The organism is Nocardioides ultimimeridianus (assembly GCF_054777895.1).
The window spans coordinates 61,412-88,183 of record NZ_BAAHAB010000004.1; the positions used below are offsets into that span (position 1 = coordinate 61,412).

At 72.7% G+C, this 26,772-nt stretch carries 24 protein-coding genes; 20 read left to right on the plus strand and 4 right to left on the minus strand.

Annotated elements, in window-relative coordinates; translation table 11 throughout:
- The first annotated feature begins 30 nt into the window (after nt 1–30).
- The 11 genes from ACYU8V_RS02690 (at nt 31) to ACYU8V_RS02740 (ending at nt 12,211) form a co-directional block, all read left to right on the plus strand.
- Nucleotides 31–1,407, plus strand: coding sequence for a cytochrome ubiquinol oxidase subunit I (locus ACYU8V_RS02690; protein ID WP_460844944.1), 1,377 nt, complete (start codon nt 31–33; stop codon nt 1,405–1,407).
- A complete protein-coding gene (locus ACYU8V_RS02695) occupies nt 1,404–2,576 on the plus strand; it encodes a cytochrome d ubiquinol oxidase subunit II (protein WP_460844947.1) in 1,173 nt (390 codons plus the stop codon). The genes ACYU8V_RS02690 and ACYU8V_RS02695 overlap by 4 nt, the downstream gene beginning before the upstream one ends.
- A complete protein-coding gene (locus ACYU8V_RS02700) occupies nt 2,555–3,898 on the plus strand; it encodes an NAD-binding protein (protein WP_460844949.1) in 1,344 nt (447 codons plus the stop codon). Before ACYU8V_RS02695 ends, ACYU8V_RS02700 begins: the two co-directional genes overlap by 22 nt.
- A 117-nt stretch (nt 3,899–4,015) precedes the next feature.
- Entirely contained in the window at nt 4,016–5,158 is a 1,143-nt protein-coding gene (locus tag ACYU8V_RS02705; RefSeq protein WP_460844950.1) for an acyl-CoA dehydrogenase family protein, read from the plus strand.
- Complete coding sequence (locus ACYU8V_RS02710) at nt 5,158–6,000, plus strand: phosphate/phosphite/phosphonate ABC transporter substrate-binding protein (RefSeq protein ID WP_460844952.1); 843 nt, start codon at nt 5,158–5,160, stop codon at nt 5,998–6,000. The genes ACYU8V_RS02705 and ACYU8V_RS02710 overlap by 1 nt, the downstream gene beginning before the upstream one ends.
- Nucleotides 5,978–7,168 carry a hypothetical protein gene (locus ACYU8V_RS02715; protein WP_460844953.1) on the plus strand — a complete coding sequence of 397 codons (1,191 nt, stop codon included), beginning with the start codon at nt 5,978–5,980 and terminating at the stop codon, nt 7,166–7,168. Before ACYU8V_RS02710 ends, ACYU8V_RS02715 begins: the two co-directional genes overlap by 23 nt.
- 15 nt (nt 7,169–7,183) lie before the next feature.
- Nucleotides 7,184–8,113, plus strand: coding sequence for a Dyp-type peroxidase (locus tag ACYU8V_RS02720; protein WP_460844955.1), 930 nt, complete (start codon nt 7,184–7,186; stop codon nt 8,111–8,113).
- Nucleotides 8,110–9,093, plus strand: coding sequence for a cation diffusion facilitator family transporter (locus tag ACYU8V_RS02725; protein ID WP_460844957.1), 984 nt, complete (start codon nt 8,110–8,112; stop codon nt 9,091–9,093). The genes ACYU8V_RS02720 and ACYU8V_RS02725 overlap by 4 nt, the downstream gene beginning before the upstream one ends.
- Nucleotides 9,094–9,144: 51 nt before the next feature.
- Nucleotides 9,145–9,600 carry a hypothetical protein gene (locus ACYU8V_RS02730; protein WP_460844959.1) on the plus strand — a complete coding sequence of 152 codons (456 nt, stop codon included), beginning with the start codon at nt 9,145–9,147 and terminating at the stop codon, nt 9,598–9,600.
- A gap of 82 nt (nt 9,601–9,682) precedes the next feature.
- Entirely contained in the window at nt 9,683–11,551 is a 1,869-nt protein-coding gene (locus ACYU8V_RS02735; RefSeq protein WP_460845665.1) for an ABC transporter ATP-binding protein, read from the plus strand.
- 108 nt (nt 11,552–11,659) lie between these two features.
- Nucleotides 11,660–12,211 (plus strand): hypothetical protein, encoded by a 552-nt coding sequence (locus ACYU8V_RS02740; protein ID WP_460844961.1) that lies wholly within the window; start codon nt 11,660–11,662, stop codon nt 12,209–12,211.
- On the opposite strand, the gene ACYU8V_RS02745 is transcribed toward ACYU8V_RS02740, so the two are convergent.
- Together ACYU8V_RS02745 and ACYU8V_RS02750 are read right to left on the minus strand one after the other, a co-directional pair.
- Nucleotides 12,192–13,586: a hypothetical protein gene (locus ACYU8V_RS02745; protein ID WP_460844963.1), complete on the minus strand. Its 1,395-nt coding sequence runs from the start codon at nt 13,584–13,586 to the stop codon at nt 12,192–12,194. The two genes, ACYU8V_RS02740 and ACYU8V_RS02745, sit on opposite strands and share 20 nt — an antisense overlap.
- Complete coding sequence (locus ACYU8V_RS02750) at nt 13,579–14,073, minus strand: RNA polymerase sigma factor (protein WP_460844964.1); 495 nt, start codon at nt 14,071–14,073, stop codon at nt 13,579–13,581. Before ACYU8V_RS02750 ends, ACYU8V_RS02745 begins: the two co-directional genes overlap by 8 nt.
- A gap of 104 nt (nt 14,074–14,177) precedes the next feature.
- On the opposite strand from ACYU8V_RS02750, the gene ACYU8V_RS02755 reads away from it, so the two are divergent.
- A complete protein-coding gene (locus tag ACYU8V_RS02755) occupies nt 14,178–14,603 on the plus strand; it encodes a hypothetical protein (RefSeq protein ID WP_460844965.1) in 426 nt (141 codons plus the stop codon).
- 129 nt (nt 14,604–14,732) lie between these two features.
- A complete protein-coding gene (acnA, locus tag ACYU8V_RS02760) occupies nt 14,733–17,408 on the plus strand; it encodes an aconitate hydratase AcnA (RefSeq protein WP_460844967.1) in 2,676 nt (891 codons plus the stop codon).
- Nucleotides 17,409–17,461: 53 nt separating this feature from the next.
- On the opposite strand, the gene ACYU8V_RS02765 is transcribed toward acnA, so the two are convergent.
- Nucleotides 17,462–17,866 (minus strand): ester cyclase, encoded by a 405-nt coding sequence (locus ACYU8V_RS02765; RefSeq protein WP_460844968.1) that lies wholly within the window; start codon nt 17,864–17,866, stop codon nt 17,462–17,464.
- A gap of 102 nt (nt 17,867–17,968) precedes the next feature.
- On the opposite strand from ACYU8V_RS02765, the gene ACYU8V_RS02770 reads away from it, so the two are divergent.
- From ACYU8V_RS02770 to ACYU8V_RS02780, 3 genes are all read left to right on the plus strand, one after another.
- Nucleotides 17,969–19,237 (plus strand): helix-turn-helix domain-containing protein, encoded by a 1,269-nt coding sequence (locus ACYU8V_RS02770; protein WP_460844969.1) that lies wholly within the window; start codon nt 17,969–17,971, stop codon nt 19,235–19,237.
- 79 nt (nt 19,238–19,316) lie between these two features.
- Complete coding sequence (locus tag ACYU8V_RS02775; protein WP_460844971.1) at nt 19,317–20,603, plus strand: hypothetical protein; 1,287 nt, start codon at nt 19,317–19,319, stop codon at nt 20,601–20,603.
- Nucleotides 20,590–21,084, plus strand: a complete 495-nt coding sequence (locus ACYU8V_RS02780) for a SigE family RNA polymerase sigma factor (RefSeq protein ID WP_460844973.1) — start codon at nt 20,590–20,592, stop codon at nt 21,082–21,084. Before ACYU8V_RS02775 ends, ACYU8V_RS02780 begins: the two co-directional genes overlap by 14 nt.
- Nucleotides 21,085–21,100: 16 nt before the next feature.
- Here the strand turns inward: ACYU8V_RS02780 and ACYU8V_RS02785 are convergent, their stop codons facing one another.
- Complete coding sequence (locus tag ACYU8V_RS02785; RefSeq protein ID WP_460844974.1) at nt 21,101–22,270, minus strand: CopD family protein; 1,170 nt, start codon at nt 22,268–22,270, stop codon at nt 21,101–21,103.
- A gap of 112 nt (nt 22,271–22,382) precedes the next feature.
- Here ACYU8V_RS02785 and ACYU8V_RS02790 point away from each other — a divergent pair, with 112 nt between their 5' ends.
- The 4 genes from ACYU8V_RS02790 (at nt 22,383) to dxs (ending at nt 26,628) form a co-directional block, all read left to right on the plus strand.
- Nucleotides 22,383–23,063 (plus strand): hypothetical protein, encoded by a 681-nt coding sequence (locus tag ACYU8V_RS02790; protein ID WP_460844976.1) that lies wholly within the window; start codon nt 22,383–22,385, stop codon nt 23,061–23,063.
- 73 nt (nt 23,064–23,136) lie between these two features.
- Nucleotides 23,137–24,198 carry a polysaccharide deacetylase family protein gene (locus ACYU8V_RS02795; protein ID WP_460844977.1) on the plus strand — a complete coding sequence of 354 codons (1,062 nt, stop codon included), beginning with the start codon at nt 23,137–23,139 and terminating at the stop codon, nt 24,196–24,198.
- A gap of 22 nt (nt 24,199–24,220) precedes the next feature.
- Nucleotides 24,221–24,652, plus strand: a complete 432-nt coding sequence (locus ACYU8V_RS02800) for an NUDIX domain-containing protein (protein WP_460844979.1) — start codon at nt 24,221–24,223, stop codon at nt 24,650–24,652.
- A 53-nt stretch (nt 24,653–24,705) separates the two neighbouring features.
- Nucleotides 24,706–26,628 (plus strand): 1-deoxy-D-xylulose-5-phosphate synthase, encoded by a 1,923-nt coding sequence (dxs, locus tag ACYU8V_RS02805; protein ID WP_460844980.1) that lies wholly within the window; start codon nt 24,706–24,708, stop codon nt 26,626–26,628.
- Nucleotides 26,629–26,772 lie beyond the last annotated feature (144 nt).

Below are 26,772 nucleotides of genomic sequence, written 5' to 3' on the forward strand. Positions count from 1 at the left end.
CCCGCTCACGCACGCGCAAGGAGGACCCCCATGATCGCCCTCGTCGTCGATCCGCCCGGGCTGCTGCCGGCCCGCGAGCAGATGGCCCTGTCCCTGGGCTGGCACATCGTCATGTCCTGCTTCGGGGTGGCCTTCCCCGCGATGATCTTCGCGATGCACCGGCGCGGCATCCGTCGCGACGATCCGGTCGCGCTCGAGCTCGCCCGGCGCTGGTCGAAGGTGGCCGCGGTGCTGTTCGCGATCGGGGCGGTGTCCGGCACGGTGCTCAGCTTCGAGTTCGGGGTGCTCTGGCCGGGGCTGATGAGCCGCTTCGGCGACGTACTGGGCCTGCCGTTCGCCTTCGAGGGGCTGTCGTTCTTCGTCGAGGCGATCTTCCTCGGCGTGTACCTCTACGGGTGGGGGCGGATGAAGCCGCGCGTCCACCTGCTGGCGCTGCTGCCGATGATCAGCGCCGGGGTGGCCGGCACCTTCTGCGTGCTCGCGGTGAACGCCTGGATGAACTGGCCCACGGGGTTCCGGATCGTCGACGGCCGGGTCACCGACGTCAACCCGTGGCGGGCGATGTTCAACGCGCGGGTCTGGCTGGAGTTCGCGCACATGTGGGTCGGCGCGTTCATGGTCGTCGGCTTCACCATGGCGGGCGTGTACGCCGTCGGCATGCTCCGCGGCCGCCGCGACGAGCACCACCGGCTCGGGTTCCTCGTGCCGTTCGTGTTCGCGAGCGTGGCGGCGCTGGTGCAGCCCGTGATCGGCCACGTGCTCGGGTTCGGCATGGACAGCCACCAGCCCTCGAAGCTCGCCGCGTTCGAGTACGCCGAGACCACGACCGACGGTCCCTCGCCGCTCCGCATCGGCGGTATCTACCTCGACGGCAAGGTCCGCTGGACGCTCGACATACCGCGTGTCGGATCGCTGGTCGCCGAGAACTCCCTCACCAAGCCGGTCACCGGCATGGACACCGTCCCCCCGGCCGACCGCCCGGTCGACGCCGAGATCAACACCGCCCACTGGGCCTTCCAGTCGATGATCGGCCTCGGCAGCACGCTGGCGCTCGGTGTCTCGCTGTTCTGGTTCGCCCGGTGGCGCCGCCGGGACCTGTTGCGCAGCAAGTGGTTCCTCCGCGCGTGCGCACTCGCCGGCCCGGCCGCCGTCCTGGCCCTGGAGTGCGGGTGGACGGCGACCGAGGTCGGCCGCCAGCCCTGGGTCGTCTACGGCTACCTGAAGACGATCGATGCGGCGAGCACGCACGCGGGCCTGTGGTGGCTGTTCGGCAGCACGGTGGTCGTCTACTCGGCGATGACCGCCGGAGCGGTCGTCGTACTGCGCTCCATGTCCCGTCGCTGGCGCGCGGGCATGGTCGACCTGCCCAGCCCGTACGGGCCGGCGCTGGCGGTCGAGCGGCGATGACCTTCCTCGCCTACGCCGTCTGCGCGGCCCTGTTCGCCGGGGTCGTCGCCTACGCGATCTTCGCGGGCGCCGACTTCGGCTCCGGCTTCTACGACCTGACCGCGGGCGACGCCCGGCGCGGCTCCGAGCTGCGCACCCTCGTCGACCACAGCATCGGCCCGGTCTGGGAGGCCAACCACGTCTGGCTGATCTACGTCCTGGTGGTCTGGTGGACCGGCTTCCCGGTGTCCTTCGCGGCCGCGATGACGACGCTGATCATCCCCATCCTGCTGGCCCTGCTCGGGATCGTCCTGCGCGGCGCGAGCTTCGCGTTCCGCAAGTTCGCCGCGACGCTCGACCAGGCGCGCCTGTTCGGGGTCGTCTTCGCGTCGTCGTCGTTCATCACCCCGTTCTTCCTCGGCGCCGCGGCCGGTGCGATCGCCTCGGGTCGTGTCCCGGCCCAGGGGTACGGCGACGTGTGGAGCTCCTGGCTCAACCCGACCTCGATCTTCGGCGGCCTGATCGCGGTCGGCACCTGTGCGTTCCTCGCGGGCGCCTTCCTCACCGCGGACGCCGAGCGCAGCGGGCACGACGAGCTGGCCGAGGAGCTGCGCCGGCGCGCGCTGGTCGTCGGCGTCGGCACGGGAGTGATCGTCTTCGGCGCGCTCGTGCCGCTGTTCCGTGACGCCAGGACCCTGAGCCACGGACTGATCGGGCCGGCCTCTCCGCTGATCGTGCTGTCGGCGCTGTCCGGCGGCGCCACCCTGCTCCTGCTCTGGACGCGCCGGTACGCCGCCGCCCGCATCGGCGCCGTGGCGGCGGTCGTGTGCGTGCTGGCCGGCTGGGGTGTGGCCCAGTTCCCGTGGCTGCTGGTGGACCAGGTCCCGATCGTCGATGCTGCCGGGGCCTCCGCCACGTTGTGGGCGCTGCTCCTGGTCGTCGGCCTCGCCGGCGTGATCGTGCTCCCGTCGCTGGTCTACCTGTTCCGGCTCACCCAGTCCGAGACGTGGTCGCGCGACGGACACGCGCCGGTCGGCGTACCCGGCGGCGTACCGGCTCTGCCGCGTCCCGCCGTCGCGGGCATGCCGGTGCCGCGCGGCACGGGTCCGGACTCCGTGCCCCTGAGCGTCGTCGCCGCCGCGGCGGTCGTGCTCGCGATCGCGGCGCGATGGCTGAAGCGGCGGCCGTGACGGTGGCGGGGGAGCGCTTCCTGGTCATCGGCGCGACGACGCTCGCACGCCGTGTCTGCGCGGCGCTGGCCGACCGCGGCCACACCGTCCACCACCTGCCGGCGCCCGACGACGCCGAGTTGCGGTCCTCGCTGCGGCGATCGGTGTCCGGGGTGGCGATCCTGCTGCACCAGGACGACGTGGGGCTGCGCTACGCGCTGGCCGCGGCCCACTTCGCCCCCGGCGTACCGCTCATCGCGGCGATCTTCGACGCGACGATGTCCGAGGAGCTGCGCCGGCTGCTGCCCGGGTGCCTCGTCACCTCGCCGGCCGAGCTCGCGGCGCCCGTGCTGGTCGCGGCCTGCCTCGACGAGGGTGCGGCCGTGTTCCCGACCGGCAAGGCGCGGGCCGAGGCGGTCGGGGTCGCGCCGGGTGGAGTCGTCGTGCGGCCCTGGCACCGCTCCTACTCCGACCGGATGCGGGCACTGCGCGGCCGGGTCTCCGGCCAACTGCGTCCGCACGACGCCGGGAGCCGCATCCTCTACCTCGGCCTGGGCGGAGCCACCCTGGCGCTGCTGTGCGACTGGACCTGGCTGGTCAGCATCGGTACGCCGTGGCCCGAGGCCTTCCAGGAGGCCGCCCAGGTCGCCGCGACCGTCGGCCCCGAGGGCCACCACGGCGAGGCGTACGGCGTGTTCGCGGGCCTGGCCATGCTGCTGTCGGTGCTGTTCACCGGCATGTTCACCGCCGGCCTGGTCGACATGCTGCTGGGCCCGCGGCTGATCGGACTGTTCGGGTCGCGGGCGCTGCCCCGATCCGGCCACGTGGTCGTGATCGGGCTGGGCCAGGTGGGCCTGCGGCTGTGCCGCCACCTGCAGACGCTCGGCATCCCCGTCGTGGGGGTGGAGCGCGACGGGGATGCCCGCTGGGTCGCCGTGGCCCGCAACCTCGGGATCCCGGTCGTGATCGGGAACGGCGTGGACCGCGCGGTCCTCGAGCGGGTCCGGATCAGGTACGCCGTCGCGCTGGCCGCGGTCGGCTCGGCGGACCTGGACAACATCTCGGTCGCCGTGTCGGCCCGAGGCGTCGCCCCGGGCACGCGGATCGTCGTGCGTGCCGGCGAGCACGAGCTGATCAGCGAGACCGCGTCGCTGATCCCGCTCGGCGAGACCCGCGACGTGACCCGGCTGAGCTCGGCGTACGTCGTCGCCCGGCTCCTCGGGGTCGAGGCCGACCACGTCCTGCTCGACGGCAACCGTGTGCTGGTGCTGCGCCCGTCCGGCGAGCCCGTCGAGTGGAAGACCGCCCGCCCCCATGGCTGTGCCCATGTCGCGCCGTCCTGAGCCGTCGGGACCTGTGGACCGGGAGGAGGTCGTCGTGCTGCCCCGTCGTTGACCCGCGCCCTTCCTCGCCGCCCGGTCGGGCGGCTCCGCACACCCCACAGATTCGGAGACACAGCCATGCCCGGAACCCTTCCTCCCGCCCTCGACGCCCGCCTGGACCAGATCGTCGAGGAGATCGTCGCGCCCCAGGCCGCCGCGGTCGACGCCGACGGCGCCTTCCCGAAGGCCGCCGTCGAGGCCCTGGCCGAGGCCGGCCTGCTCGCCCTGACCGTCCCCACCGAGCTCGGCGGCGAGGGCCTCGGCCTCGACGCCGCCGCGGACCTCGTACGCCGGCTGGCAACGGCCTGCAGCTCGACCGCGATGGTCGTGACGATGCACTACGCCGCCACGGCGATGCTGGTCACCGCCGGTCACACCGCGTCACTCGAGGCGATCGCCGCGGGCCGCCACCTGAGCACCCTCGCGTTCTCCGAGCGCGGGTCCCGCAGCCACTTCTGGGCGCCGATGAGCACCGCCACCGCCGACGGGGACCAGGTCGTGCTGGACGCCTTCAAGTCCTGGGTCACCTCGGCCCACCACGCCGACAGCTACGTGTGGTCCTCGCGGCCGCTGGCGGCCGACGGCGCGATGACCCTGTGGTACGTCGACAGCAGCGTCGCCGGCCTCTCGTCGCCGGACGCGTTCGACGGACTCGGCCTGCGCGGCAACGACTCCTGCCCGGTGGTCGCCGACGGCGTACGGATCCCGCGCGGGGCCATGCTGGGCGAGGACGGCGCGGGGCTCGATCTCGCGCTCGGCCACGTGCTGCCGGTGTTCCTCGTGCTCAACGCCTCCGCCGGGCTCGGCGCGATGCAGGCCCTCACGGCCGCCACGGCCGCGCACCTGACCGGCACCTCCCTGGAGCACCTGGGCCAGTCGCTGGCCCAACAGCTGCCGGGCCGCACCCGCCTGGCCGAGATGAGCATCGAGACCGACCGCACCCGGGCCCAGATCGCCGACGCGATCGCGGCGGCGAGCGCCGGCCTCGAGACCGCACCGCTGCTCGTGCTCCAGACCAAGGCCGCTGCGGACCGGAGCGTCGCGCTCGTCTCCGATCTGGCCATGACGGCGTGCGGGGGCGCCGCCTTCCGCAAGGAGCTGGCCGTGGAGCGCCGCTTCCGCGACGCCCGTGCCGCGCGGGTGATGGCGCCCACCACCGATGCGCTGCTCGACATCATCGGCCGGGCGCTGACCGGTCTGCCTCTGCTCGGGGAGGCGTGATGGCGCTGCTCATCGGCTCGGTGGCCTACGACCCGAAGGTCGTCACGATCTGGGACGGCTTCCGTGCGTACTTGCGCACCCAGGGGGTCGAGACCGACTACGTCCTCTACTCCCACTACGAGCGCCAGGTCGAGGACCTGGTCGCCGGCCGGATCGACCTGGCGTGGAACTCGCCCCTCGCGTGGGTCCGCGCCCGCAGGCTGGCGCATGCGCGGGGAGTGACGGTCTCGCCGATCTTCATGCGCGACACCGACCGCGACCTCCGCTCGGCCGTCATCACGCGTGCCGACAGCGGGATCGAGACCCTGCCCGAGCTGAAGGGCAGGCGGATCGGAGTGGGCGCGATCGACTCGCCGCAGGCGACGCTGATCCCGCTGTCGTACCTGCGTGCCGAGCTCGGTGACGACCTCGACGTGGTCCGGTACGACGTCGGGGTCGGCCTGCACGGCGACCACGTGGGCGGCGAGCGGGACGCCGTGACCGCGCTCATGACCGGTGACGTGGACGCGGCCTGCGTGCTCGATGCCAACCTGCTGCTGTTCAGCAGGGAGGGCACCGCGCCGTCCGGCTCCCTGCGCGTCCTCGGGCACACCGACCTCTTCGACCACTGCATGATGACGGCCGGTCCGGCCGCGGACCCGGCGGAGGTGGAGCGGCTGACCGAGGTCTTCCTGGCGATGTCGTACGCCGACCCGCAGGTACGCCGGCTGCTGGACCTCGAGGGCCTCACGGCCTGGCTCCCCGGCAGGACCGGGGGCTTCGCCCAGCTCGAGCGCGCGGTCGACGAGACCGGCTTCTACTCCGCGGAGGGGACCGTCGATGCCGCCGGCTATCGACCTTGAGCACCTCGCCCTCGACGAGGGCGGGCACCTGCTCGTGGCTCGGGCTCTCGCCGACCTGGGGGGCGGCGAGAGCCTGGAGGTGCGGGGCTACGACCCGGCGCTCCCGCTGATGCTCGGCGCCTGGTGCCGGGCGAGGGGGCACCGGGTCGAGCCCTGGGCCGAGCCCGAGGGAGGCGTGCAGCGCGTGACGGTGCACAAGGGCGATGCCGACGACCGGCGCTGGGCGGGCGCGACGCGCGCGGGCAGCGCCGACGTACCTGCCGCGGTCGCTGACCGCCGGTGGGGCCTCGCGGCGCGGGGAGCGCTGGTCGAGGAGGGCGGACCGCCGCTCGATGTCGCCTGGGTCGAGCGCGACCACGTCTGGGCCGACATCGCCCCCACGCTCTACGCGCGCGCCGCCGCGTCGCAGTGGGACCCGGCGACCGTCATCGACTGGACCCCCGAGGTGGTGCCCGAGGACATCGAGGACGCCGTCGTCCAGGTCATGACCTACCTGGTCGAGAACGAGCAGGCGGCGCTGATGATCCCGGCCCGCATGCTCGCCTCGCTGCACCCGCACTACCGCGAGGTGATGCAGCTGCTCGCGTCCCAGGTCGCCGACGAGGCTCGCCACGTCGAGATCTTCACCCGGCGCGCGCTCACCCGCCGCGACCGGATGGGTACGTCGAGCGTGGCCGGTCGGGAGTCGCTGCAGACCCTCCTCGACGAGCCGGACTTCACCCTGGCGTCGTTCCTGCTCTCGGTGCTGGGGGAGGGCACCTTCGTGGACCTGCTGCAGTTCCTCCACACCCACGCCCCGGACCGGATCACGGCCGACGTCACCCGCCTCGCGGCGCGCGACGAGGCCCGCCACGTGGTGTTCGGGGTCGCGCACACCACCCACCTGACGCGCAGCGACCCGGCCTTCCTCGGGCGCCTGCGGGGCGCCATCGAGCGACGGCACGACGCGCTCCGCGAGACCAGCGGCCTCAACGAGACGGTGTACGACGCCCTGGTGCTGCTCGCCGCGGGATCGTGGGAGCCGGCCGCGATCAGGCGTGGCTGGCTGGCCGTGCAGGACCTGCAGGCCAGGATGGACCAGGGGCGCCGTCGACGGCTCGCCGCGATCGGCTTCCCCGACGACGAGGCGGCCGAGCTGTCCGCACTGCACACCCGCAACTTCATGTGAGACGAGGATCCCGCTGTGAAGACAGAGCCCCAGACCCAGGCCGTTCTCGCGCCCCTCAGCGACGCGGCGATCTTCCTGACCCTCACGGTCGACCCGGGCGGCGAGACCACGGTCCGTGAGCTCCTCGGCGAACTGAGCGGGCTGCGCCGGTCGGTCGGCTTCCGCGTCCCCGAGGCGACGCTGAGCTGCGTCGCCGGCATCGGGTCGGACCTGTGGGACCGGATGCTGGAGGCCCCGCGACCGATCCACCTGCACCCGTTCGCGGCCGTGGAGGGGCCGAAGCACCAGGCGCCCTCCACGCCGGGCGATCTGCTGCTGCACCTGCGCGCGAGCCGCATCGACATGTGCTTCGAGCTCGCCCAGCTCGTGGTGCAGCGGCTGGACGGCGCCGCGCGCGTGGTCGACGAGGTGCACGGCTTCCGGTCCTGGGACGAGCGCGACCTGCTCGGCTTCGTCGACGGCACGGAGAACCCCGAGGGCTCCGCCGCGAGCGCGGCCGTCCTGATCGGCGACGAGGATCCGGCGTACGCCGGCGGCAGCTATGTCATCACGCAGAAGTACCTGCACGACATGGCGGCCTGGCAGGCGCTCACCGTCGAGCAGCAGGAGGCGGCCATCGGCCGCACCAAGCTCAACGACGTGGAGCTCGCCGACGACGTCAAGGCGGCCGACGCCCACACCCGGCTGACCGTGATCGAGGAGGACGGCGTCCAGCGCCAGATCCTGCGCGCCAACATGCCGTTCGGCAGGGTCGGCGCGGCCGAGTTCGGCACCTACTTCATCGGGTACGCCGCCGACCCGGGCGTCACCGAGGAGATGCTGCGCCGGATGTTCGTCGGCGAGCCCGCCGGGACGACCGACCGGATCCTCGACTTCTCCACCGCCGTCACGGGAAGCCTCTACTTCGTGCCGACCACCGACTTCCTGGACGGACTCGGCGAGTGACCGCGGCCGCGGCCGAGCCGGCCGGCGGGGAGAGCCTGTTCACGGTCGTGCTCGCCCTCACGGCGAACGCCCTCGTCGCGATCGCCAAGACCGTCGCGGCGGTGATCACCGGCTCGCCGTCGATGACCGCGGAGGCCGCGCACTCGTGGGCCGACACCGGCAACGAGGTGTTCCTGCTGATCGGCGAGCGCAGGGCCGCGCAGCCCCCGGACGCCCGGCACCCGCTGGGCTACGCGCGGGTCGGCTACATCTGGTCGATGTTCGCCGCCTTCGGCCTGTTCACGGTCGGTGCCGCGGTCTCCATCTGGCACGGCATCCAGGCACTGCGTGCGCCCGACGAGGGGGCGTCGTACCTGACGGCGTACGTCGTCCTCGCCGTCTCCGCCGCTCTCGAGGGCACCTCCTTCCTGCAGGCGCTGCGCCAGACCCGGGCGGGAGCCGTCGCGCGTCGGCTGCACCCGCTGCGCTACGTGCGGATCACCTCGAACCCGATGCTGCGCGCGGTGTTCCTCGAGGACCTCTCGGCGCTGGTCGGCATCGCGATCGCCGCGGCCTGCATCGGGCTGCACCAGGCGACGGGGGAGGCCGCGTGGGACGCGGTGGGCTCGATCGTCGTCGGCATCCTGCTGGGCGTGGTGGCGCTGTTCCTGATCCGGCGCAACATCGACTTCCTCACCGGCGAGTCGGTGACTCCGCTCGCGCGCAACCGTGCACTGGAGGCCCTGCGGGCCCACCCGGACGTCGAGCGGGTCAGCTTCCTGCGGATGGAGTGGCTCGGTGCCGACCGCATCTACCTGGTCGCCGCGGTCGACCTCACGGGCGACGCCCCGGAGTCGGCCGTGGCGGCGCGTCTGGCCACCATCGCCGACGCGCTGGAGGCCCGCCGCGAGATCGAGCGCGCCGTGCTCACCCTGACCCGCCCGGGCGACGCGACCGACCTCGCCCCGGACGAGCTGCCGGGCTGGTACCTCGCCGACTGAGCCCGACGGGACCCGACGGGATGCGTCGGACGGTGGCCCTACCTTCGGGGCATGGACCAGGACTACGGCATCCGCGACCTCGCCCTCGCCCACGTCGACGCGGCGCGGTTCGCCGACAAGCACCCCGACCTCGCGTCCTTCCACACCGGCCGGCTGCGGGCGCTCTCGGCGGCCTTCGCCGCCGGTGCTGCGGGCAAGCTCGACCCCTTCGACCGCGACTGCCTGGAGGGGCTGGCGGAGTCGACCGTCACGACCCTCGTCGGGCTGCACTCGCCGTTCGCGAGCTACCTCGAGGCGCCGAGCTGCATCATCGACCTGTACGTCGTGCACGCCCGGCCCATCAACGAGAGCCTCGACGGGGCCAGGCGCTCGCTGGAGGACCTCCTGGCCGGCGTGCTCGCCTCGCTGCACGGGCTTCCGGGGGACCGGACGGTCACCGCCGACGAGCTCCGGACACAGGGGTTCGACCCGGCGGAGCCGTGGCCCGACGAGCTCGACTACCTCTGACGGCCGCGGGGATGGGATTCTTCCGGCACGCACCGATGGTGCGGGAATCCTTTCGAGCTGAGCGGGTTGTGCTGACGTGAGCATGGAGCAGATCGCCTGGAACCAGGTCTACCGGAGCATGCACGGCCCGGACGAGCAGCGCGCGTTCAACCGCGCCACCGCGGCGCGGATCCTGCGCTTCGCGCGGCCCCACCGGCGCAAGCTGATCGGGTTCCTGGTGCTCAGCGTGCTGACGGCCGGCCTGGCCGTGGCGACGCCGGTGCTCGCCGGGAAGGTGGTCAACGCGATCGTCGCGGGCGACAGCCGGCGTACCGTCGTGATCCTGGCCCTGGTGATCGCCGCGCTGGCCGTGGCGAACGCCGCGATGGGACTGGTGTCCCGGCTGCTGTCGGCCCGCATCGGCGAGGGCCTGATCCTGGACCTGCGCACCAGCGTCTTCGACCACGTCCAGCGGATGCCGATCGCGTTCTTCAACCGCACCCGGACCGGTGCGCTCGTCAGCCGGCTCAACAACGACGTCATCGGCGCCCAGCGCGCGTTCAGCTCGACGCTGTCCGGCGTGGTCGCCAACCTGGTCTCGCTCGTCCTCACGCTCGTGGTGATGCTCGGCATCTCCTGGCAGGTCACCCTCCTGGCGCTGGTCCTGCTGCCGGTGTTCGTGGTCCCCGCGCGCCGGATGGGCCGCCGTCTCGCGGGCATCCAGCGGGAGGCCGCCGGCCACAACGCCGCGATGGGCGACCAGATGACCGAGCGGTTCTCCGCGCCGGGCGCCACCCTGGTCAAGCTCTTCGGCCGGCCGCAGCAGGAGTCGGTCGAGTTCGCGGCCCGCGCCGAGCGGGTCGCCGAGATCGGGGTGCGGACCGCGATGGTGCAGACCACCTTCGTCACCGCGCTCACGCTGGTCTCCGCGATCGCGGTGGCGGTCGTGTACGGCGTCGGCGGCTCCCTGGCCCTCGGCGGCTCGCTCGACGCGGGCGACGTGGTCGCGCTCTCCCTGCTGCTGACCCAGCTCTACGCGCCATTGACGGCGCTGGCGAGCGCGCGGGTCGACGTCATGAGCGCCCTGGTCAGCTTCGAGCGGGTCTTCGAGGTGCTCGACCTCGAGCCGCTGATCGTCGACCGCCCGGACGCGGGCGAGGTGCCGGCCGGACCGGTCGCCGTCGAGCTCGACGACGTGCACTTCGCCTACCCGAGTGCCGACAAGGTCTCGCTCGCCTCGCTGGAGGCGGTCGCGACCCTCGACACCCGCGGTGGGGTGGAGGTGCTGCACGGTGTCTCGTTGCGTGCCGAGCCCGGCCAGGTGGTCGCGCTCGTCGGCTCCTCGGGCGCCGGCAAGTCGACCATCGCCCAGCTCGTGTCCCGTCTGTACGACGTCGACGCGGGCGCCGTACGGCTCGCGGGTGTCGACGTGCGCGACCTCACGGCGGACTCGATCCGCGCGACCGTCGGCATGGTGACCCAGGACGGCCACCTCTTCCACGACTCCATCCGCGGCAACCTGCTGCTGGCCCGGCCCGAGGCGACCGAGGACGACCTGTGGGACGCGCTGACCCGCGCCCGGCTCGCCGACATGGTGGGCAGCCTCCCCGACGGGCTGGAGACGGTCGTCGGTGAACGGGGCTACCGGCTCTCCGGCGGCGAGCGCCAGCGCCTGACGATCGCGCGGCTGCTGCTCAAGCAGCCCCGCGTCGTCATCCTCGACGAGGCCACGGCCTCGCTCGACTCGACGTCGGAGGCGGCGGTCCAGGCCGCGCTGAACGAGGCGCTCGCGGGCCGCACGGCGCTGGTCATCGCGCACCGGCTCTCCACGATCCGCGCCGCCGACGTGATCCTCGTGGTCGAGGACGGCCGGATCGTCGAGCGCGGGACGCACGAGGACCTGGTCGGTGCGGGAGGCCGCTACAGCGAGCTCTACCGGACGCAGTTCGCCGAGTCCGCCCTCCCCGCCTGACGTCGCGGGCGCGAGCCCGGACGTCCGATTTTCCGAGGCTTGTCGGTGTCGTGAGCAGGGCCTAGAACGAAAGGCGTACCGGACGTCCGACGATCGGAGGCTGATCTCGTGAGACCACAGGACCTGCTCGTGCTCCGGAGGATCCGGTGGATCTCTGCGGTGCTCATCGCCTTCGCCTGCCCGGTGCTGGCATCAGCATCCGCCGTCGCGGTCGAGCCCGGTCGGGTGTCCGCGAGCGTCGACGTGACGGTGCCGGCGGCGATCCTCACCCAGGAGTGCGGCTTCCCCGTCACCGCCCATCTCGAGGGAACCGTGACCACCACCGACTTCGTGGACCGGAGCGGGACCTTCTCCAAGGAGATCGACCAGAACCACCTGGTCCAGAGCTTCAGCGCCAACGGTCGTGTCCTCGTCGGGCGCACGAGCCAGCCGATCGTGACGACCGCCCGGCCCGACGGGTCCTTCAGCGTCGCCTTCATGGGCAGCGAGTCGATGTTCACGGTGCCCGGTGCGGGCGCCGTGCTGGGCAACGTCGGACGGCTGGTCCTGGTCTTCGATGCAGACGGCGACGTGCAGGTCGTCCAGGAGACCGGACAGCAGCTGGGCGACCTCGCGGCGGTCTGCGCGGCCCTCGCGGGGCCTACTTCATCGGCAGGCTGATGTCGGCGGTGTTGGTGGTCCCGCCGGTCACTCCGGCGCGGTCCTTGAACGGCGCGCCGCCGTTCCACTGGCGCGTGCTCACGACGAGCGTGTAGGCGCCGGCCGGGACGCTCGCGCGGTACGTCCCGTCGGAAGCGATCCGGGCGACGGTCCGGCTCCCGTCGTCACCGACCAGGGTCACGGTGCCGGAGCGCACCGTGATGCTGGTCATCCCGTCCATCGTGACGCGACCGGTGAGGGTGCCGGGGCTCGCGGGCGGCCCGACGCTGATCGAGCCTCCACGGGCGGGGTGCGACGGCGGAGCGATGAGCTCCCAGACCAGCTTCGGCGCGTCGACACGGGGAGCCTGCATCCGCATCGCGAAGGTGACCGGCACCCCGGCGGGCAGGTACGGCGTTCCGCTCGGGGTCCGGTAGGGCACCGCGGCGCAGTTGAGCGCGTGATCGGTGACGACGTCGGCCCCCTTCACTCCGGTGTAGGCAGCGATCCGGTAGTCCGGACACGGGTCCAGGCTCAGGTCGTGCCGGCTGGTCAGGGTGACGGTGAAGTCGACCGCCCGGCCCGGCTGCGCGGTGAGCACCAGATGCCCGGAGACGTCGAGGCCGTCGTACGGCGAGACGCGGTGGGCGGAGTAGCCGGGCGTGACCGGCAGCGCGTAGGGCTGTTGCGGACCCTCGCCCGGGTTGCAGCTGGTCCGGCCGAAGCCGGTGGTCTGGAAGGCGACCGTGCCGAGGCGCCACTGCGCGCCGGTGTTGTCGACGTTGCGACAGTCGTGGGTGGCCGACCAGGCCACGACGACCTCCGCCGGCGCGGCCGGAGTCACCAGGACCGAGCGCGGCCGGTTGCCCGACAGTCCGACCGGGGAGCGGCCGACCGGCACGGTGCCGCCTCCCGAGGTCGTCAGCACGACGTCGGGGTAGCGCGCGTCGATGCGGCACGGCTGATGGCCGGCGCTCAGGTGCAGTGCTACGTCGAGGTACTCGGTTCCCATGGCGCCGTCGTGCTGCACGGCGCCCGGACGCAGGTCGCCGGCGCCGCACACCGGCGCAGCCGCGAGCTGTGCCGGCGAGACGCCACCGACGACCCGCACCGGCATCCGCGGGTGGGTGGCGGGCAGGTCGGCCCACGGCACCACGGCCGGATCGGGCCCGGCGGCCGGCGTCTTGTCGGCACCCCGGCCGATGACCGCCGCGACGCCGGCGACCACCAGCACCATCGCGGCGGCGGTCGCGGGCACCAGCCACCGGCGGCGCCGGACAGCGCTCGACGCGGCGAGCACCGGCTCGGCCGGAGCCGGCAGATCCGCCCGCCAGGCCTGGCCGGCCCGGGTGAGCCGGTCGTCCATCGCGTCGTCCATCGGGTCGGGGTCACTCATCGTCGTCTCCATCGGGGTTCCCCAGGGCCCGCCGCAGCGCGGCCCGGGCCTGGTGCAGGGTGGCGCGGACGGTGCCGGGCGCACAGCCGAGCACGGCCGCGATCGTCGTCACGTCGAGGTCCACGAAGTAGTAGAGGTCGACGACCTCGCGCTGCCGGGCCGCGAGCGACCGGACCGCCCGCTCCAGGTCGACGTCCGGCAGCTCGGCCTCGACCGGCCGGTCGGCGTCCAGCAGGGCGAGCTGCGGCCGGCGGCCCCGCCGCAGCCGCCGGGCGCGGTCCCCGACGATCGCCAGCAGCCAGGGGAGCGGCTCACCCCGGCCGGCGTCGTACGTCGAGCGGCGGTTCCACGCGCGGGTCAGGGCCTCCTGTACGACGTCGTCGGCATCGCCCACGCCGACCAGCCGGGCGGCGTACCGGTGCATGGCGGGGACGTGCGGGCGCGCCCAGGCGGCGAACCCGTCGGGTGGGTCCACCGTCGCGTCCATGCGGCCTCCGCGCGTCGAGGTGGGCATCGAGGTGTGCACACGAGGTCTACACCCGGAGAGGCCCGTTCCGCTTAGTGACCGGCCGCCTGGGAGGATCGGGGATCGTGCTGCGTCGTGTGGTCTGCCTGGTCGGTGTCGTGCTCCTGCTCGGGTTGGCCGGATGCGGGGGACCACCGCACTTCGTGCCCGGTCCCGGCAAGGTCCGGATCTCCCCGATCCCGGCGGGCCACGGCGAGGTGAACTTCCCGGCCAACGTCACGGTGGACGGGGTCGGGCTCTACGTCTTCACCCACGGCGTACGCCGGATCGGCGGCAGCTTCCAGCTCAACGTCAGCGCCATCCCGAACCCCGGGGGGACCTCCGCGCCGGGCAACGACGCCGTCCAGCACTGGCTCGGCGTCGGCGACACGATGACCGTCGCCGGCCTGAACCTGCGGATGCTGGCGGTCTACGCGGACCAGGGGGAGGGCGACCTGCAGGTGACGTCGGTCTCCGGCGATCCGGGGACGACGGAGGTCACCCCTTCGTGATATCTTGATATCAAGATAAATCGGGATCGGGCGTTTAGGTTGGCCTCACTTCCCAGCCCGCCCTGAGCGGCGGCAGGATGGGCGCCCAGACCTATCCCGACCACAAAGTCGACGAGGACGGAGACGCGGATGGCCAGCGTGAACAGCTTCGGTGCCAAGGGCACCTTGGACGTGGGGGGAAACTCCTACGGCATCTTCCGGCTCGACGCCGTGACCGGTGACGGTCTCGACGTCGCGAGCCTGCCCTACTCGCTGAAGGTGCTGCTGGAGAACCTGCTCCGCACCGAGGACGGCGCGGACATCACCGCCGACGACATCAAGGCGCTCGCGGGCTGGGACCAGGACGCGGAGCCCGACAAGGAGATCCAGTTCACGCCGGCCCGCGTGATCATGCAGGACTTCACCGGCGTCCCGTGTGTCGTCGACCTGGCCACCATGCGCGAGGCGATGGCCGACCTCGGTGGCGACGCCACCAAGATCAACCCGCTCGCGCCGGCCGAGATGGTCATCGACCACTCCGTCATCGCCGACGTCTTCGGCACGCCGGAGGCGTTCGAGCGCAACGTCGAGATCGAGTACGAGCGCAACCGCGAGCGCTACCAGTTCCTGCGCTGGGGCCAGGGCGCCTTCGACGACTTCAAGGTCGTCCCGCCGGGCACCGGCATCGTCCACCAGGTCAACATCGAGCACCTCGCGCGGGTCACCTTCACCCGCGAGGTCGACGGTGAGTTGCTGGCCTACCCCGACACCTGCGTCGGGACCGACTCCCACACCACGATGGTCAACGGCATCGGCGTGCTGGGCTGGGGCGTGGGCGGCATCGAGGCCGAGGCCGCGATGCTCGGCCAGCCGGTCTCCATGCTCATCCCGCGCGTCGTCGGCTTCAAGCTGACCGGCGAGCTGCACGAGGGCTCGACCGCGACCGACCTGGTCCTCACCATCACCGAGATGCTGCGCCAGCACGGCGTGGTCGGCAAGTTCGTCGAGTTCTACGGCGAGGGCGTCTCCGCGCTGCCGCTGGCCAACCGCGCCACGATCGGCAACATGAGCCCCGAGTTCGGCTCGACCTGCGCGATCTTCCCGATCGACGGCCAGACCACCGAGTACCTCCGGCTCACCGGCCGCTCCGAGGAGCAGATCGCGCTCGTCGAGGCGTACGCCAAGGAGCAGGGCCTCTGGCTCGACCCGGCCGCCGAGCCGCGCTACTCCGAGAAGCTCGAGCTGGACCTCGGCTCGGTCGTCCCGAGCATCGCCGGCCCGAAGCGTCCCCAGGACCGCATCGAGGTCACCGCGGCGGCCGAGGCCTTCGCGGCCGCGCTGCCGACGTACTCCCAGGAGCCGGGCATCAAGGTGCCGGTCACCCTGGAGGACGGCCAGTCCTTCGAGCTGGAGAACGGCGCGGTCACGATCGCGTCGATCACCTCCTGCACCAACACCTCGAACCCGAGCGTGATGATCGGTGCGGCCCTGCTGGCCAAGAAGGCCGTCGAGAAGGGCCTGCAGCGCAAGCCGTGGGTCAAGTCGACGCTCGCGCCCGGCTCCAAGGTCGTCAGCGACTACTACGAGAAGGCCGGCCTGACGCCGTACCTCGACAAGCTCGGCTTCAACCTCGTCGGCTACGGCTGCGTCACCTGCATCGGCAACTCGGGCCCGATCATCCCCGAGGTCTCCGCCGCGGTGAACGAGCACGACATGGCCGTGGTGTCGGTCCTGTCCGGCAACCGCAACTTCGAGGGCCGGATCAACCCCGACATCAAGATGAACTACCTGGCGTCCCCGCCGCTGGTCATCGCCTACGCCCTGGCCGGCAACATGAACGTCGACCTGTTCAACGACGCGCTCGGCCAGGACGCCGACGGCAACGACGTCTTCCTCAAGGACATCTGGCCCACGCCGCAGGAGATCGAGGAGACGATCGCCCAGGCGATCAGCTCGGAGATGTTCACCAAGGACTACGCCGACGTCTTCGCCGGCGACGACCGCTGGCGCTCGCTGCCCACCCCGGAGGGCAACACCTTCGAGTGGGACGAGCAGTCGACGTACGTCCGCAAGCCCCCGTACTTCGAGGGCATGCCCGACACCCCGAACCCGGTCACCGACATCGAGGGTGCGCGGGTCCTGCTCAAGCTGGGCGACTCGGTCACGACCGACCACATCAGCCCGGCCGGCGCCATCAAGAAGGACTCGCCCGCGGGCCAGTACCTCACCGAGCACGGCGTCGAGCAGCGTGACTTCAACTCCTACGGCTCGCGCCGCGGCAACCACGAGGTCATGATCCGCGGCACGTTCGCCAACATCCGGCTGCGCAACCAGATCGCGCCCGGCACCGAGGGCGGCTTCACGCGCGACTTCACCCAGGACGAGGGTCCGGTGTCGTTCGTGTACGACGCCTCGGTGAACTACCAGAAGGCCGGCATCCCGCTGGTCGTGCTGGCCGGCAAGGAGTACGGCTCGGGCTCGTCGCGCGACTGGGCGGCCAAGGGCACCTCGCTGCTGGGCGTCAAGGCCGTCATCGCCGAGAGCTACGAGCGCATCCACCGCTCGAACCTGATCGGCATGGGCGTCATCCCGCTGCAGTTCCCCGCGGGCCAGACCGCCGAGAGCCTGGGCCTGACCGGCGAGGAGACCTTCTCCATCACCGGCATCACCGCGCTCAACGACGGCACCACGCCGAAGACCGTCAAGGTGAAGGCCGGCGACGTGGAGTTCGACGCCGTCGTCCGGATCGACACCCCCGGCGAGGCGAACTACTACCGCAACGGCGGCATCATGCAGTACGTCCTGCGGAACCTCCGCAAGGCCTGATCCGCGCCCGAACGCCCCTGCCCGCTGCTGCGGGCGGGGGCGTTCTGCCGTCCCTAGGCGGGCTGCGGCAGCAGGCCCAGCTGGCCGAGCATCGCGAGCTGGTCGATGACGTGCCAGTGCTCGGCGAGCAGGTCGCCCTCGGTTCGGTAGATGTCGATGCCGCTGATCGTGAACGTCGCGCCGGTCGCCGGGATGCCCGCGAACTCCCCGACGTGGGTGCCCGCGTTGGTCCAGCGGACCACGACGCGGTCGCCCTCGCAGATCACGTCCTCGACGGTGAACCGCGGCGCGAGGCCGCCGACGATCATCGAGAACCGGTCCACGACGCCCTCGCGACCGATGCCCTGCCCGGGCAGCGGGTCGTGCTCGACGTACGTCGGCGTCACCAGCGAGCCGACCTCCTCGACGCGGCCGGCGTTCAGCAGGTCGTAGAGCCGCAGTGCGGTCTGCTTTCCCATGGTGCTCTCCTTCGGTGGGTGGTCGGTCCACCGTGCTCCCGCTGCGCGACGGGAGCCAGGAAAAGTCACCCACCGACTTCGCCGCGCCGCTACTGTGCGCTCATGGGCCACCTCGCCGGTGTCCTCCGCTCGCTGCGCGACGACGCCGCGCTCACCCAGGAGGAGCTCGCCGAACGGGCCGGGCTGAGCGCCCGGACCGTCAGTGACATCGAGCGCGGCCTGCGCCGGCGGCTCTACCGCGACACCGCCGAGCGTCTCGGGGCGGCGCTCGGCCTGGCCTCGGGCGACCTGGCGGAGTTCGTGGAGATGGCCCGCGGCCGGGCGAACGACGTACGCCGTGAGCTGGACGCGGAGTTCCGCCGCCGCTTCGTCGCCTGGCACGTCGACCGGGTGTCGGCGCTCGCGGATCACGTCGGCAGCGAGGAGCAGTGGTACGCCGTCCTCGACGCCGACGGCCCCAATCTCGCCGTCGCCCTGCGGTGGGCGGAGGAGGCGGGCGACACCGAGGTCTTCCTGCGCCTGTGCGTGGGCCTGTGGCGCTACTGGCAGGCCCGCGGGGACCTCGCGGGCGGTCGGGCGTGGCTGGAGAGGGGCCTCGCCGGCGTACCTCCCGCGAGCCCGGCGACCCGCACCGATGCCTGGTGGGGCCTGGCGTGGCTGTCGCTCCAGCAGGGCGACGACGCACGGGCGGCGCGGTGTGCCGCCGAGCTCGACGCGCTCGCCGACGAGGTCCAGGACGGCGCCGTACGACGCAACGCCGCGACCGTGCGCGGGATGGTCGCGCTGGCCCGCGCCGAGATCGCCGCGGCGTCGGCGAGCCTGGACCAGGCGCTGGACCTGGCCCGGCACCTGGACCAGCCGTGGCTGCTCGCGACCTCGCTGCTCAACGTCGGGATCGCGAGCATCGGCGCCGGTGAGACCGCGCGGGCGCGCGAGGTGCTGGGTGAGGCGCTCCGCGAGTACGCCGAGCTCGGCGACGAGCGCTTCCGTGCCCGCTCCCTCGGCTACCTGGGCCTCGCGGCGCTGGTCGACGTCGATCCCGCTCGGGCCGAGGCGCTCTATGTCCAGAGCCTCGCCGTGTTCGACGGACTGGGCGAGCCGAAGGGGATCGCCGAGGCCCTCACGGGTCTCGCCGATGCCGCCGCGCTGCGGGGTGATCCGGCCCGCGCCGCGCGGCTCGGCGGAGCGGCAGAGCGGATCTGGGAGTCCTTCGGCGGACGTGCCCTCCCGGTGGAGCGCCGGGTCAGCGAGTCCGTGCTCGGTGCCGCGCGGCAGCACGCCGACGCCACCGTGTGGGCCGAGGCATGGACCTCGGGCAGGGCGCTGCGCCAGGACGAGGCGATCGCCCTGGCGCAGGACGTCCCGGCCTGAGGATCGAATTCCTCGGACCCGACCCCTCCGAACGGCGCCGTCGTGGCGTGGATGGTGGTGAGATCACCCTGGAGGACCGATGACCACGTTGCACGACCGCCTGGCCGACCTGGCCGACGAGGCGCCCCGCGGGGGTCCGGCCCCGGGGGTGTGGCAGGCCGGGGTACGCCGGGCCAGGCGGCGTCGCGCCGCAGCGACCCTCGCGACAGCAGTCCTGGTCGCGATCATCGCGGGGGCGGCGACCTTCGGCCATCTCGGCATCGGGCCGAGCCCCGAGCCGGTGACCGAGCCGCCGCGGTCAGCCCTTCACCTGCCCCTCGCGCTCTACCCGCCGAGCCCGTGGGCGAGGGCCGCCAGCGCCGCGCCGGGAGTCCTGGCCGCTGTCGGGATGACCGAGCGGGACCGGGCGCACGGCCTGCGGGGCGTCTGGCAGGAGCTGGCTCCCTACGCGATCTCGGCGACCGACGGATCTGCCTTCTTCCTGGACCTGGGAGGAAGGGATCGATCCCACCTGGGTGGACTGGCGCTGTCGCCCGACGGGACCAAGGTGGGCTACGCCCGCTACGGCCCGAACGGTCGCGCCGCCGGTCTTGCCGTCTATGACTCGACGACCGCCACGACGACCCTCCTGTCCGACCCTCGATGGCGGGCCGGGAACGCCCTGGATGCCACCGACCTCCGCTTCAGCACCGACTCCCGCTACCTCGAGACGACGATGGTCGACAGCAGGTCAGCGGCTCGATGGAGGCACGCCCTCGTCGTGTGGGACGTGTCCTCCGGCGCTCCCGTCGTCGCCGAGCCCGCGGGCCACTACTGGCTGCCGAACCTGGGCTCCGGCCCCGACGGGATCGTCTGGTCCCGGGGCCCGCGCACGTTCACCTTCGACCCGGTCACCCGGCGCACCAGCCGGGTGCGGACTCCGTTCGACGTCGTCGAGGCGTCGTACGGACCCGACGGCCGGGCCTTCGCCGCGATCGCCTTCGGGGCGAGGAAGGCCGCTCAGTGGCGCCTGTACGTCGGACCGTCGGCCGAGCACCTGCGTCGCGCCCGGCTGCCCATCGACGCCGACCAGCTGATCGGCTGGAGCGACGCCCACCACGTGGTCGTCCGGCAGCTGCCGTCGGGTGAGGTCGTCGAGGTCGACCTGCGCACGGGCGTCGCGACCCGCGTGGCCGTCGATCTCGAGGGGCGACAGATGATGCTGCCGTCCTACGCCGCCGACCTGTGGGCGAACCCCCTCGTCCCGGGACGGCGGCCGGCGCGTGCGCACGATCCCCGGCTGCCCTGGTGGATCGTCGGCGGGACGGCGATCGTGGCGATCGGACCCGCTGGCCTGTGGTGGCGGAGGCGTCGTGCCGGGTCGTGACTCGTTCGAGGAGTACGTCGCCGTACGCCGAGGCGCGTTGCTGCGCTCGGCGTACCTCCTCACCGGCAGCCACGCCGACGCCGAGGACCTCGTCCAGGTCGCGCTGATCAAGGTGGTGCCCCACTGGCGGCGGATCGCCGACGACCCCGACGCCTACGTACGGCGGGTCCTCGTCCGCGAGAGCATCAGCAGGTGGCGCCGGAGGCGCTGGCGCGAGGTGCACACGGCCCGCGTCCCCGAGCCACCGATCGACGATCCGGTCGATGAGCGCCTGGCACTGCGTGATGCCCTGGACAGGCTCGCGCCGCGGCAGCGTGCCGTCGTGGTGCTGCGCTACTTCGAGGACCTCACCGAGCGCGAGACGGCTGAGGTGCTGGGCATCGCCGTCGGAACGGTGAAGTCGCAGACGCGCGACGCCCTCGCCCGGCTGCGATCGATCGTGCCCGGGCTCGACGGGGACCAGGAGCTGTCGCCGCGCTGAGCCCGGGCACGGTGCGTCACGCCGGCGCCGACTCCGGCAGCGGCCGGGCGGCGAGGAAGCCGGCTACCCGGCCGGTCAGCCACAGCAGCCCGCCCATCGCGACCACGAACCCGATGCCCCAGCCCCACACCTGAGCGGTCAGGGCGGCGTCCGGGTCGCCCGCCTCGGCGCGCGCCGAGCCGCCGAGGAACCCGACGGTCACCAGCACCGCGACCCCCAGGGCCACCTCGACCTGGACGACCCGGCCCAGGTGCCGCACCGCGAGCGTGAGCACGGGCTCGTCGTGGCCCGCACGCCGCAGCCGGAGGAGCTGGGGGAGGACCGCCACCTGGTTCCATGCGCCAAGCCCGAGCAGCGCGGCGACGACCACCAGCTTGATCAGCAGCACGACGCCGTACGTCGTCGTCACGAACTCGCCGAGCGAGCCCATGTGCCGCCACGCGAGCCACACCCCGGAGACGGCGAGCGCCGCGACGCTCGCGGTGGCGACCAGGCTGAAGCGCTGCCAGGCACGGGTCCAGAACGCCACCGTCGCCCCGGCCAGGTCACGGTGTCGCGCCGTCACGACGGCCAGGATCAGCAGGCCTCCGAGCCAGGCCTCGGCGCCGATCACGTGGAGCTGGTCGAACAGCGTGCCGAGAAGCGACTCGGCCTCCAGGTCCTCCCTGCTGCGTGGGACCGCCTCGACCAGGCCGACACCGACGCTCAGCGCGGCACCTGCACCGAGCAGCCGGCCCGCCCGCAGGGGCGCCCGCCGTCGCAGCAGCGGAGCGAGGACGGCGATCGCCGCGACGACGAGCACCAGCTGGGCCAGCGTGATCCACCCCGCGCCGATCCACTCGCCCGCCTCGCGCGGCGTCGTGATGTGTCCCCACAGGGCAGGGGGAGTCAGCGCCGCCGCGAAGTCGCCGTCGCCGCGGCGGGCGATCCGCGAGGCCGTCTGCAGCACCAGGAGCGGGAGCAGCAGGATCGCGCCGATCCCGGCCACCCGCCCGGTCAGGGCCGCCGCGGTCGTCGCGACCCGGGACGCCTCGCCGCGCACGGCGGGCCGCAGCACGAGCCAGTAGGTCAGCAGCGTGCCGGCCGTGGCGCACAGGGCGGCGAAGTAGCCGGCCTTGCTGGTCCAGCGCCACACCGGTGGCAGCGCGGCGAGGGTCGTCGTGGCAGAGGTGAGGAGCTGGCTCATGGGGATGTCCGTTCGATCGTCGTACTTAGGTAAGGCATACCTAAGCATATCGACGTGCGCGTGCCCGACGTGCCTCCGACGTGCGGACCCCGGGACGCGTCAGGATGGGGCAGTGCGTTTCCTCGTAGCCGCTGCCGCCCTCCTGCTCGGATCGATCGCCGTCGCTGGCTGCGACGCCGCCCACCTCGACGCCAGCAACGTGCCCGCCAGTTCGCCGGCCGTGACGCTGCCCGTGCCGACGAGCTCGTCCGCGCAGCCGACGCACCGTGCCTCCACGGCGACGGTGCCGCCTACCACGGCACCCACCCGCCCGTCCGGTACGCCGACGGTGACCGCCGTCGCCACCAACACCGCCAACGCGGGCACCGGCTCGACGGCCGGCGTGCCGACGACGTACGCCGCCGCGTCCTCGCGCCTGGCCGCGCTCCGCAGCGCTCCGCACCGCTCGCTGGACCGCTTCAGCACCACCGGCGACGTCGTCTACTGCGTGCTGCGCAGCTCGACCATCCCGACCTCGTGCGAGCTGCGCACCGGCGCGATCGACGACCCGTCGGTCTGCGGCCAGTCGATGACCGAGGCGGTCGGGCGGATCCAGCTCGGTGACGACGGAGCCGTGCCGGAGTGCAACTCCGACACCATCCGCGAGCCCGGCGCCCCGGTCGTGTCCGCGCCCGCCGTGGTCACCAGCGGGAGCCTGGAGTGCGCGGTGGAGAAGATCGGCGTCACGTGCGTGAACACCCGGACCCGGGCGGGCTTCTTCCTGACCCCGCACAAGTACGCCACCTTCTCGTGACGGCTCGCTGACACCCCGCAACCACCCCGCAACCACCCCGCGCCTCCGTGCGTCAGAACGTGTGGAGGTTGCCATGGAGCCAGCCGTACGCCGCGTCCTCGCGGCACTCGCCCTCACCACGTCGCTCGCGCTCCTGGCGGCCTGCGCCCCGGCCGCCCGCACGGCGGCACCCGAGGTGACGGTGGCACCGGTCGCCGCGACCCCGAGCGCCCCGAGCGCCACGCGGCCCGACCGGCCCGCGCAGCACCTCGTCGCCTGGCACGGCCCGGTCGAGGGGATCTTCGTGCACCCGCTGGTCCTGCAGCCGCAGCTCGCGTTCCGGCCCGACACGCTGGGCAAGGGCTTCGAGGACTTCTTCGTCACGGCCCGTGAGTTCGGGGTGCTGCTCGACCAGCTGTGGAGCAACGGCTGGACCCTGGTCGACGTCCGCGACGCGGCGGCCGGGACGGTCCGGGTGCCGCGGGGCCGCAAGCCGCTGATCCTGATCGAGGACGACGCGAACTACTACCGCTACTTCGAGGGCCGCGGCCTGGCCCGCCGGCTCACGCTCGACCCGCAGGGCCGGATCCGTGCCGAGCTGGACGACGGGAGCCTGACCGACCAGGACGTCGTACCGATCGTCGACGCGGAGGTCGCCGCCCACCCGGAGTTCTCCGCCGACGGGGCGAAGGGCCTGCTCGCGGAGACGGCGTTCGAGGGGCTGCTGGGGGAGCGGGACGCGGCGACGCCCTCGGGGAGGGCCCGCCTGGCGCCGCTCGTCGCGGCCCTGAAGGCCGACGGCTGGACCTTCGCGAGCCACACCTACGGCCACATCGACCTGACCACGACCCCGCCGGCCGCGATCCGCGAGGACCTCGCGAAGTGGCACGCGATCGCGGACCCGGTCCTCGGGCCGACCGACGTGCTGGTCTACCCCTTCGGGGCGCCGCCCTCGACGGCGGAGGCCCAGGCCATGGCCCACGCCGGCTTCCCGATCCAGATGGACATCGACATCCGCGCGACGCTGCGCCGGGTCGGGGCCGCGACGATCATCAGTCGCCGGCACGTGGACGGCCTCGCGTTCGACGTACCGTCCCGGCAGGCGCCGTTCTACAGCGTGGCCGCCGTCCGCGACCCGCTCCGGCCGGCCGACTGAGCGGACTGCATAGGGTTGGTCCATGACGACCCGCTTCGCATGCGTGATCCTGGTCGACGACGAGGGCCGGATCCTGCTGCAGGAGCGCGACGAGCACGCGAAGATCGCCCCGGAGAAGTGGGGCCTGTGCGGGGGACACCTCGAGCACGGCGAGCTCGCGGTCGACGGCGCCGTACGCGAGCTCGAGGAGGAGACCTCGATCCGCCTGCTCCCCGGCGCGATCCGCTACTTCGACACCTTCGAGGTCTTCCACCCCGAGACCGACTCGCTCGACACGCTGGCGGTGTACGCCGCCGCCACGCCGCTCGGCGACGCGGACATCGTGGTCGGGGAGGGCCGCCAGATCCTCTTCGTCGACCCCGACCGGGCGCGGGCCCTGGACCTGACCGACTCGGCGGCGCTGGCCCTGCCCGCGTTCCTCGACTCCGCGCTCTACCAGGAGCTGGCTCCGTGAGGGAGCCCGCGGTTGCGTCGTACGGGCTCTGACCAGCACCTAGACTGACCCGCATGGCTCTCCTCGACTCGATCACCGGTCCGCGCGACCTTCGGGACCTGTCCGGGGACCAGCTGAGCGAGCTCGCCGCGGAGATCCGCGACCTGCTGATCCGCACGGTCGCGACGAACACCGGGCACCTCGGCCCCAACCTCGGCGTGGTCGAGCTGACCCTCGCGATCCACCGCGTCTTCGACTCGCCGAACGACAAGGTCGTGTTCGACACCGGCCACCAGTCCTACGTGCACAAGCTCGTGACCGGCCGGGCGAAGGACTTCGGCACGCTGCGCCGCGAGGGCGGGCTGAGCGGCTACCCGAGCCGCGCCGAGTCCGAGCACGACCTGGTCGAGAACTCGCACGCCTCCACAGCCCTGTCCTACGCCGACGGCCTGGCCAAGGCCTTCCACGTCCGTGGCGAGGACCGCCACGTCGTCGCGGTGATCGGCGACGGCGCGCTGACCGGCGGCATGGCCTGGGAGGCCCTCAACAACATCGCCATCGCCAAGGACTCGCGCCTGGTGATCGTGGTCAACGACAACGGCCGCTCCTACACCCCGACCATCGGCGGTCTCGCGACCGCGCTGGCCGGCCTGCGCACCAACCCGCGCTACGAGCAGGCCCTCGACCTGGTCAAGAAGCGGCTCACCGCGGTGCCCGGGATCGGCCCGGCGGCGTACGACGCCCTGCACGCGGTCAAGAAGGGCCTCAAGGACGCGCTCGCCCCGCAGGGCCTGTTCGAGGACCTGGGCCTGAAGTACGTCGGCCCGATCGACGGCCACGACCAGCACGCCATGGAGCAGGCCCTCACCCAGGCCAAGCGGTACGGCGGTCCCGTCATCGTCCACGCCATCACCCGCAAGGGGATGGGCTACGACCCGGCCGAGCGGCACGAGGCCGACCAGTTCCACGCGCCCGGCCCGTTCGACGTGCAGACCGGGCTGGAGAAGCCCAAGGGCAAGATCTGGACCGACCACTTCGCCGAGCACATGGTCGAGCTCGGCGGCCGGCGCCCCGACGTCGTGGCGATCACCGCCGCGATGATGCACCCGGTCGGGCTGGACAAGTTCCAGGAGCACTTCCCCGAGCGCACCTTCGACGTCGGCATCGCCGAGCAGCACGCCACGACCTCGGCGGCCGGTCTCGCGATGGGCGGCCTGCACCCGGTCTTCGCGGTCTATGCGACCTTCCTCAACCGGGCCTTCGACCAGGTGCTGATGGACTGCGCCCTGCACGGCTGCGGCGTCACCTTCGTGCTCGACCGCTCGGGCGTGACCGGCGACGACGGTGCCAGCCACAACGGGATGTGGGACATGTCCCTGCTGCAGCTGGTGCCCGGCCTCCGGCTCGCCGCGCCCCGCGACATCACCCGCATGCACGAGCTGCTCGACGAGGCGGTCGAGGTCGACGACGCTCCGACCGTGGTGCGCTTCCCGAAGGGCCCGCCGCCCGAGGACGTCCCCGCGATCGACACCATCGGTGCCGGAGCGGACCGGATGGACGTCCTGTTCCGCGAGGGCGACCAGGAGGTGCTCGTGGTCAGCGTCGGCGCGATGGCGACCACCGCCGTCGACGTGGCCCAGCGGCTGCGCGCGCAGGGCATCGGCGTCACCGTGGTCGACCCGCGCTGGGTGAAGCCGGTCAACGCCGCCCTGGTGGACCTCGCCCGGGTGCACGACCGGGTCGTCACGATCGAGGACAACGGCCGCGTCGGCGGTGTCGGCGGCGTACTCCTCCAGACGCTGAGCGACGCGGGCGTCCAGCGGCCGATGCAGGTCCACGGCATCCCGCAGGAGTTCCTCGACCACGCCAAGCGCGCGGTCATCCTGGACCGCGTGGGCCTGAACGCGCAGGCCATCGCGCTCGACATCGTGCACGCGATCAGTGCGAGCTCCACGGACCCGACGGCGGCGCTGATCGACGCGGACGGTCCCCGCTGAAGGGGCTCAGGGCCGCGCTGCTGCTGAGTCTGCTGCCGCTGGCCGCCTGCTCCCACGCCGATCCCGGCGCCTACTACGGCACGCTCGACGACGTCGCGGCCTCGATCAACCAGAACCTGCACCGGCGTACCCGCGCGCTCGACG

Bases quoted from the DNA above. Each gene is read 5' to 3' on its own strand.
- ACYU8V_RS02700 (WP_460844949.1), top strand. From the start codon at position 2,555: ATGGCTGAAGCGGCGGCCGTGACGGTGGCGGGGGAGCGCTTCCTGGTC.
- ACYU8V_RS02705 (WP_460844950.1), top strand. From the start codon at position 4,016: ATGCCCGGAACCCTTCCTCCCGCCCTCGACGCCCGCCTGGACCAGATC.
- ACYU8V_RS02765 (WP_460844968.1), bottom strand. From the start codon at position 17,866: ATGGGAAAGCAGACCGCACTGCGGCTCTACGACCTGCTGAACGCCGGC.
- acnA (WP_460844967.1), top strand. From the start codon at position 14,733: ATGGCCAGCGTGAACAGCTTCGGTGCCAAGGGCACCTTGGACGTGGGG.
- ACYU8V_RS02785 (WP_460844974.1), bottom strand. From the start codon at position 22,270: ATGAGCCAGCTCCTCACCTCTGCCACGACGACCCTCGCCGCGCTGCCA.
- ACYU8V_RS02800 (WP_460844979.1), top strand. From the start codon at position 24,221: ATGACGACCCGCTTCGCATGCGTGATCCTGGTCGACGACGAGGGCCGG.
- ACYU8V_RS02695 (WP_460844947.1), top strand. From the start codon at position 1,404: ATGACCTTCCTCGCCTACGCCGTCTGCGCGGCCCTGTTCGCCGGGGTC.
- ACYU8V_RS02750 (WP_460844964.1), bottom strand. From the start codon at position 14,073: ATGGACGCGACGGTGGACCCACCCGACGGGTTCGCCGCCTGGGCGCGC.
- ACYU8V_RS02745 (WP_460844963.1), bottom strand. From the start codon at position 13,586: ATGAGTGACCCCGACCCGATGGACGACGCGATGGACGACCGGCTCACC.
- ACYU8V_RS02690 (WP_460844944.1), top strand. From the start codon at position 31: ATGATCGCCCTCGTCGTCGATCCGCCCGGGCTGCTGCCGGCCCGCGAG.
- ACYU8V_RS02735 (WP_460845665.1), top strand. From the start codon at position 9,683: ATGGAGCAGATCGCCTGGAACCAGGTCTACCGGAGCATGCACGGCCCG.
- ACYU8V_RS02710 (WP_460844952.1), top strand. From the start codon at position 5,158: ATGGCGCTGCTCATCGGCTCGGTGGCCTACGACCCGAAGGTCGTCACG.
- ACYU8V_RS02715 (WP_460844953.1), top strand. From the start codon at position 5,978: ATGCCGCCGGCTATCGACCTTGAGCACCTCGCCCTCGACGAGGGCGGG.
- ACYU8V_RS02730 (WP_460844959.1), top strand. From the start codon at position 9,145: ATGGACCAGGACTACGGCATCCGCGACCTCGCCCTCGCCCACGTCGAC.
- dxs (WP_460844980.1), top strand. From the start codon at position 24,706: ATGGCTCTCCTCGACTCGATCACCGGTCCGCGCGACCTTCGGGACCTG.
- ACYU8V_RS02775 (WP_460844971.1), top strand. From the start codon at position 19,317: ATGACCACGTTGCACGACCGCCTGGCCGACCTGGCCGACGAGGCGCCC.
- ACYU8V_RS02770 (WP_460844969.1), top strand. From the start codon at position 17,969: ATGGGCCACCTCGCCGGTGTCCTCCGCTCGCTGCGCGACGACGCCGCG.
- ACYU8V_RS02795 (WP_460844977.1), top strand. From the start codon at position 23,137: ATGGAGCCAGCCGTACGCCGCGTCCTCGCGGCACTCGCCCTCACCACG.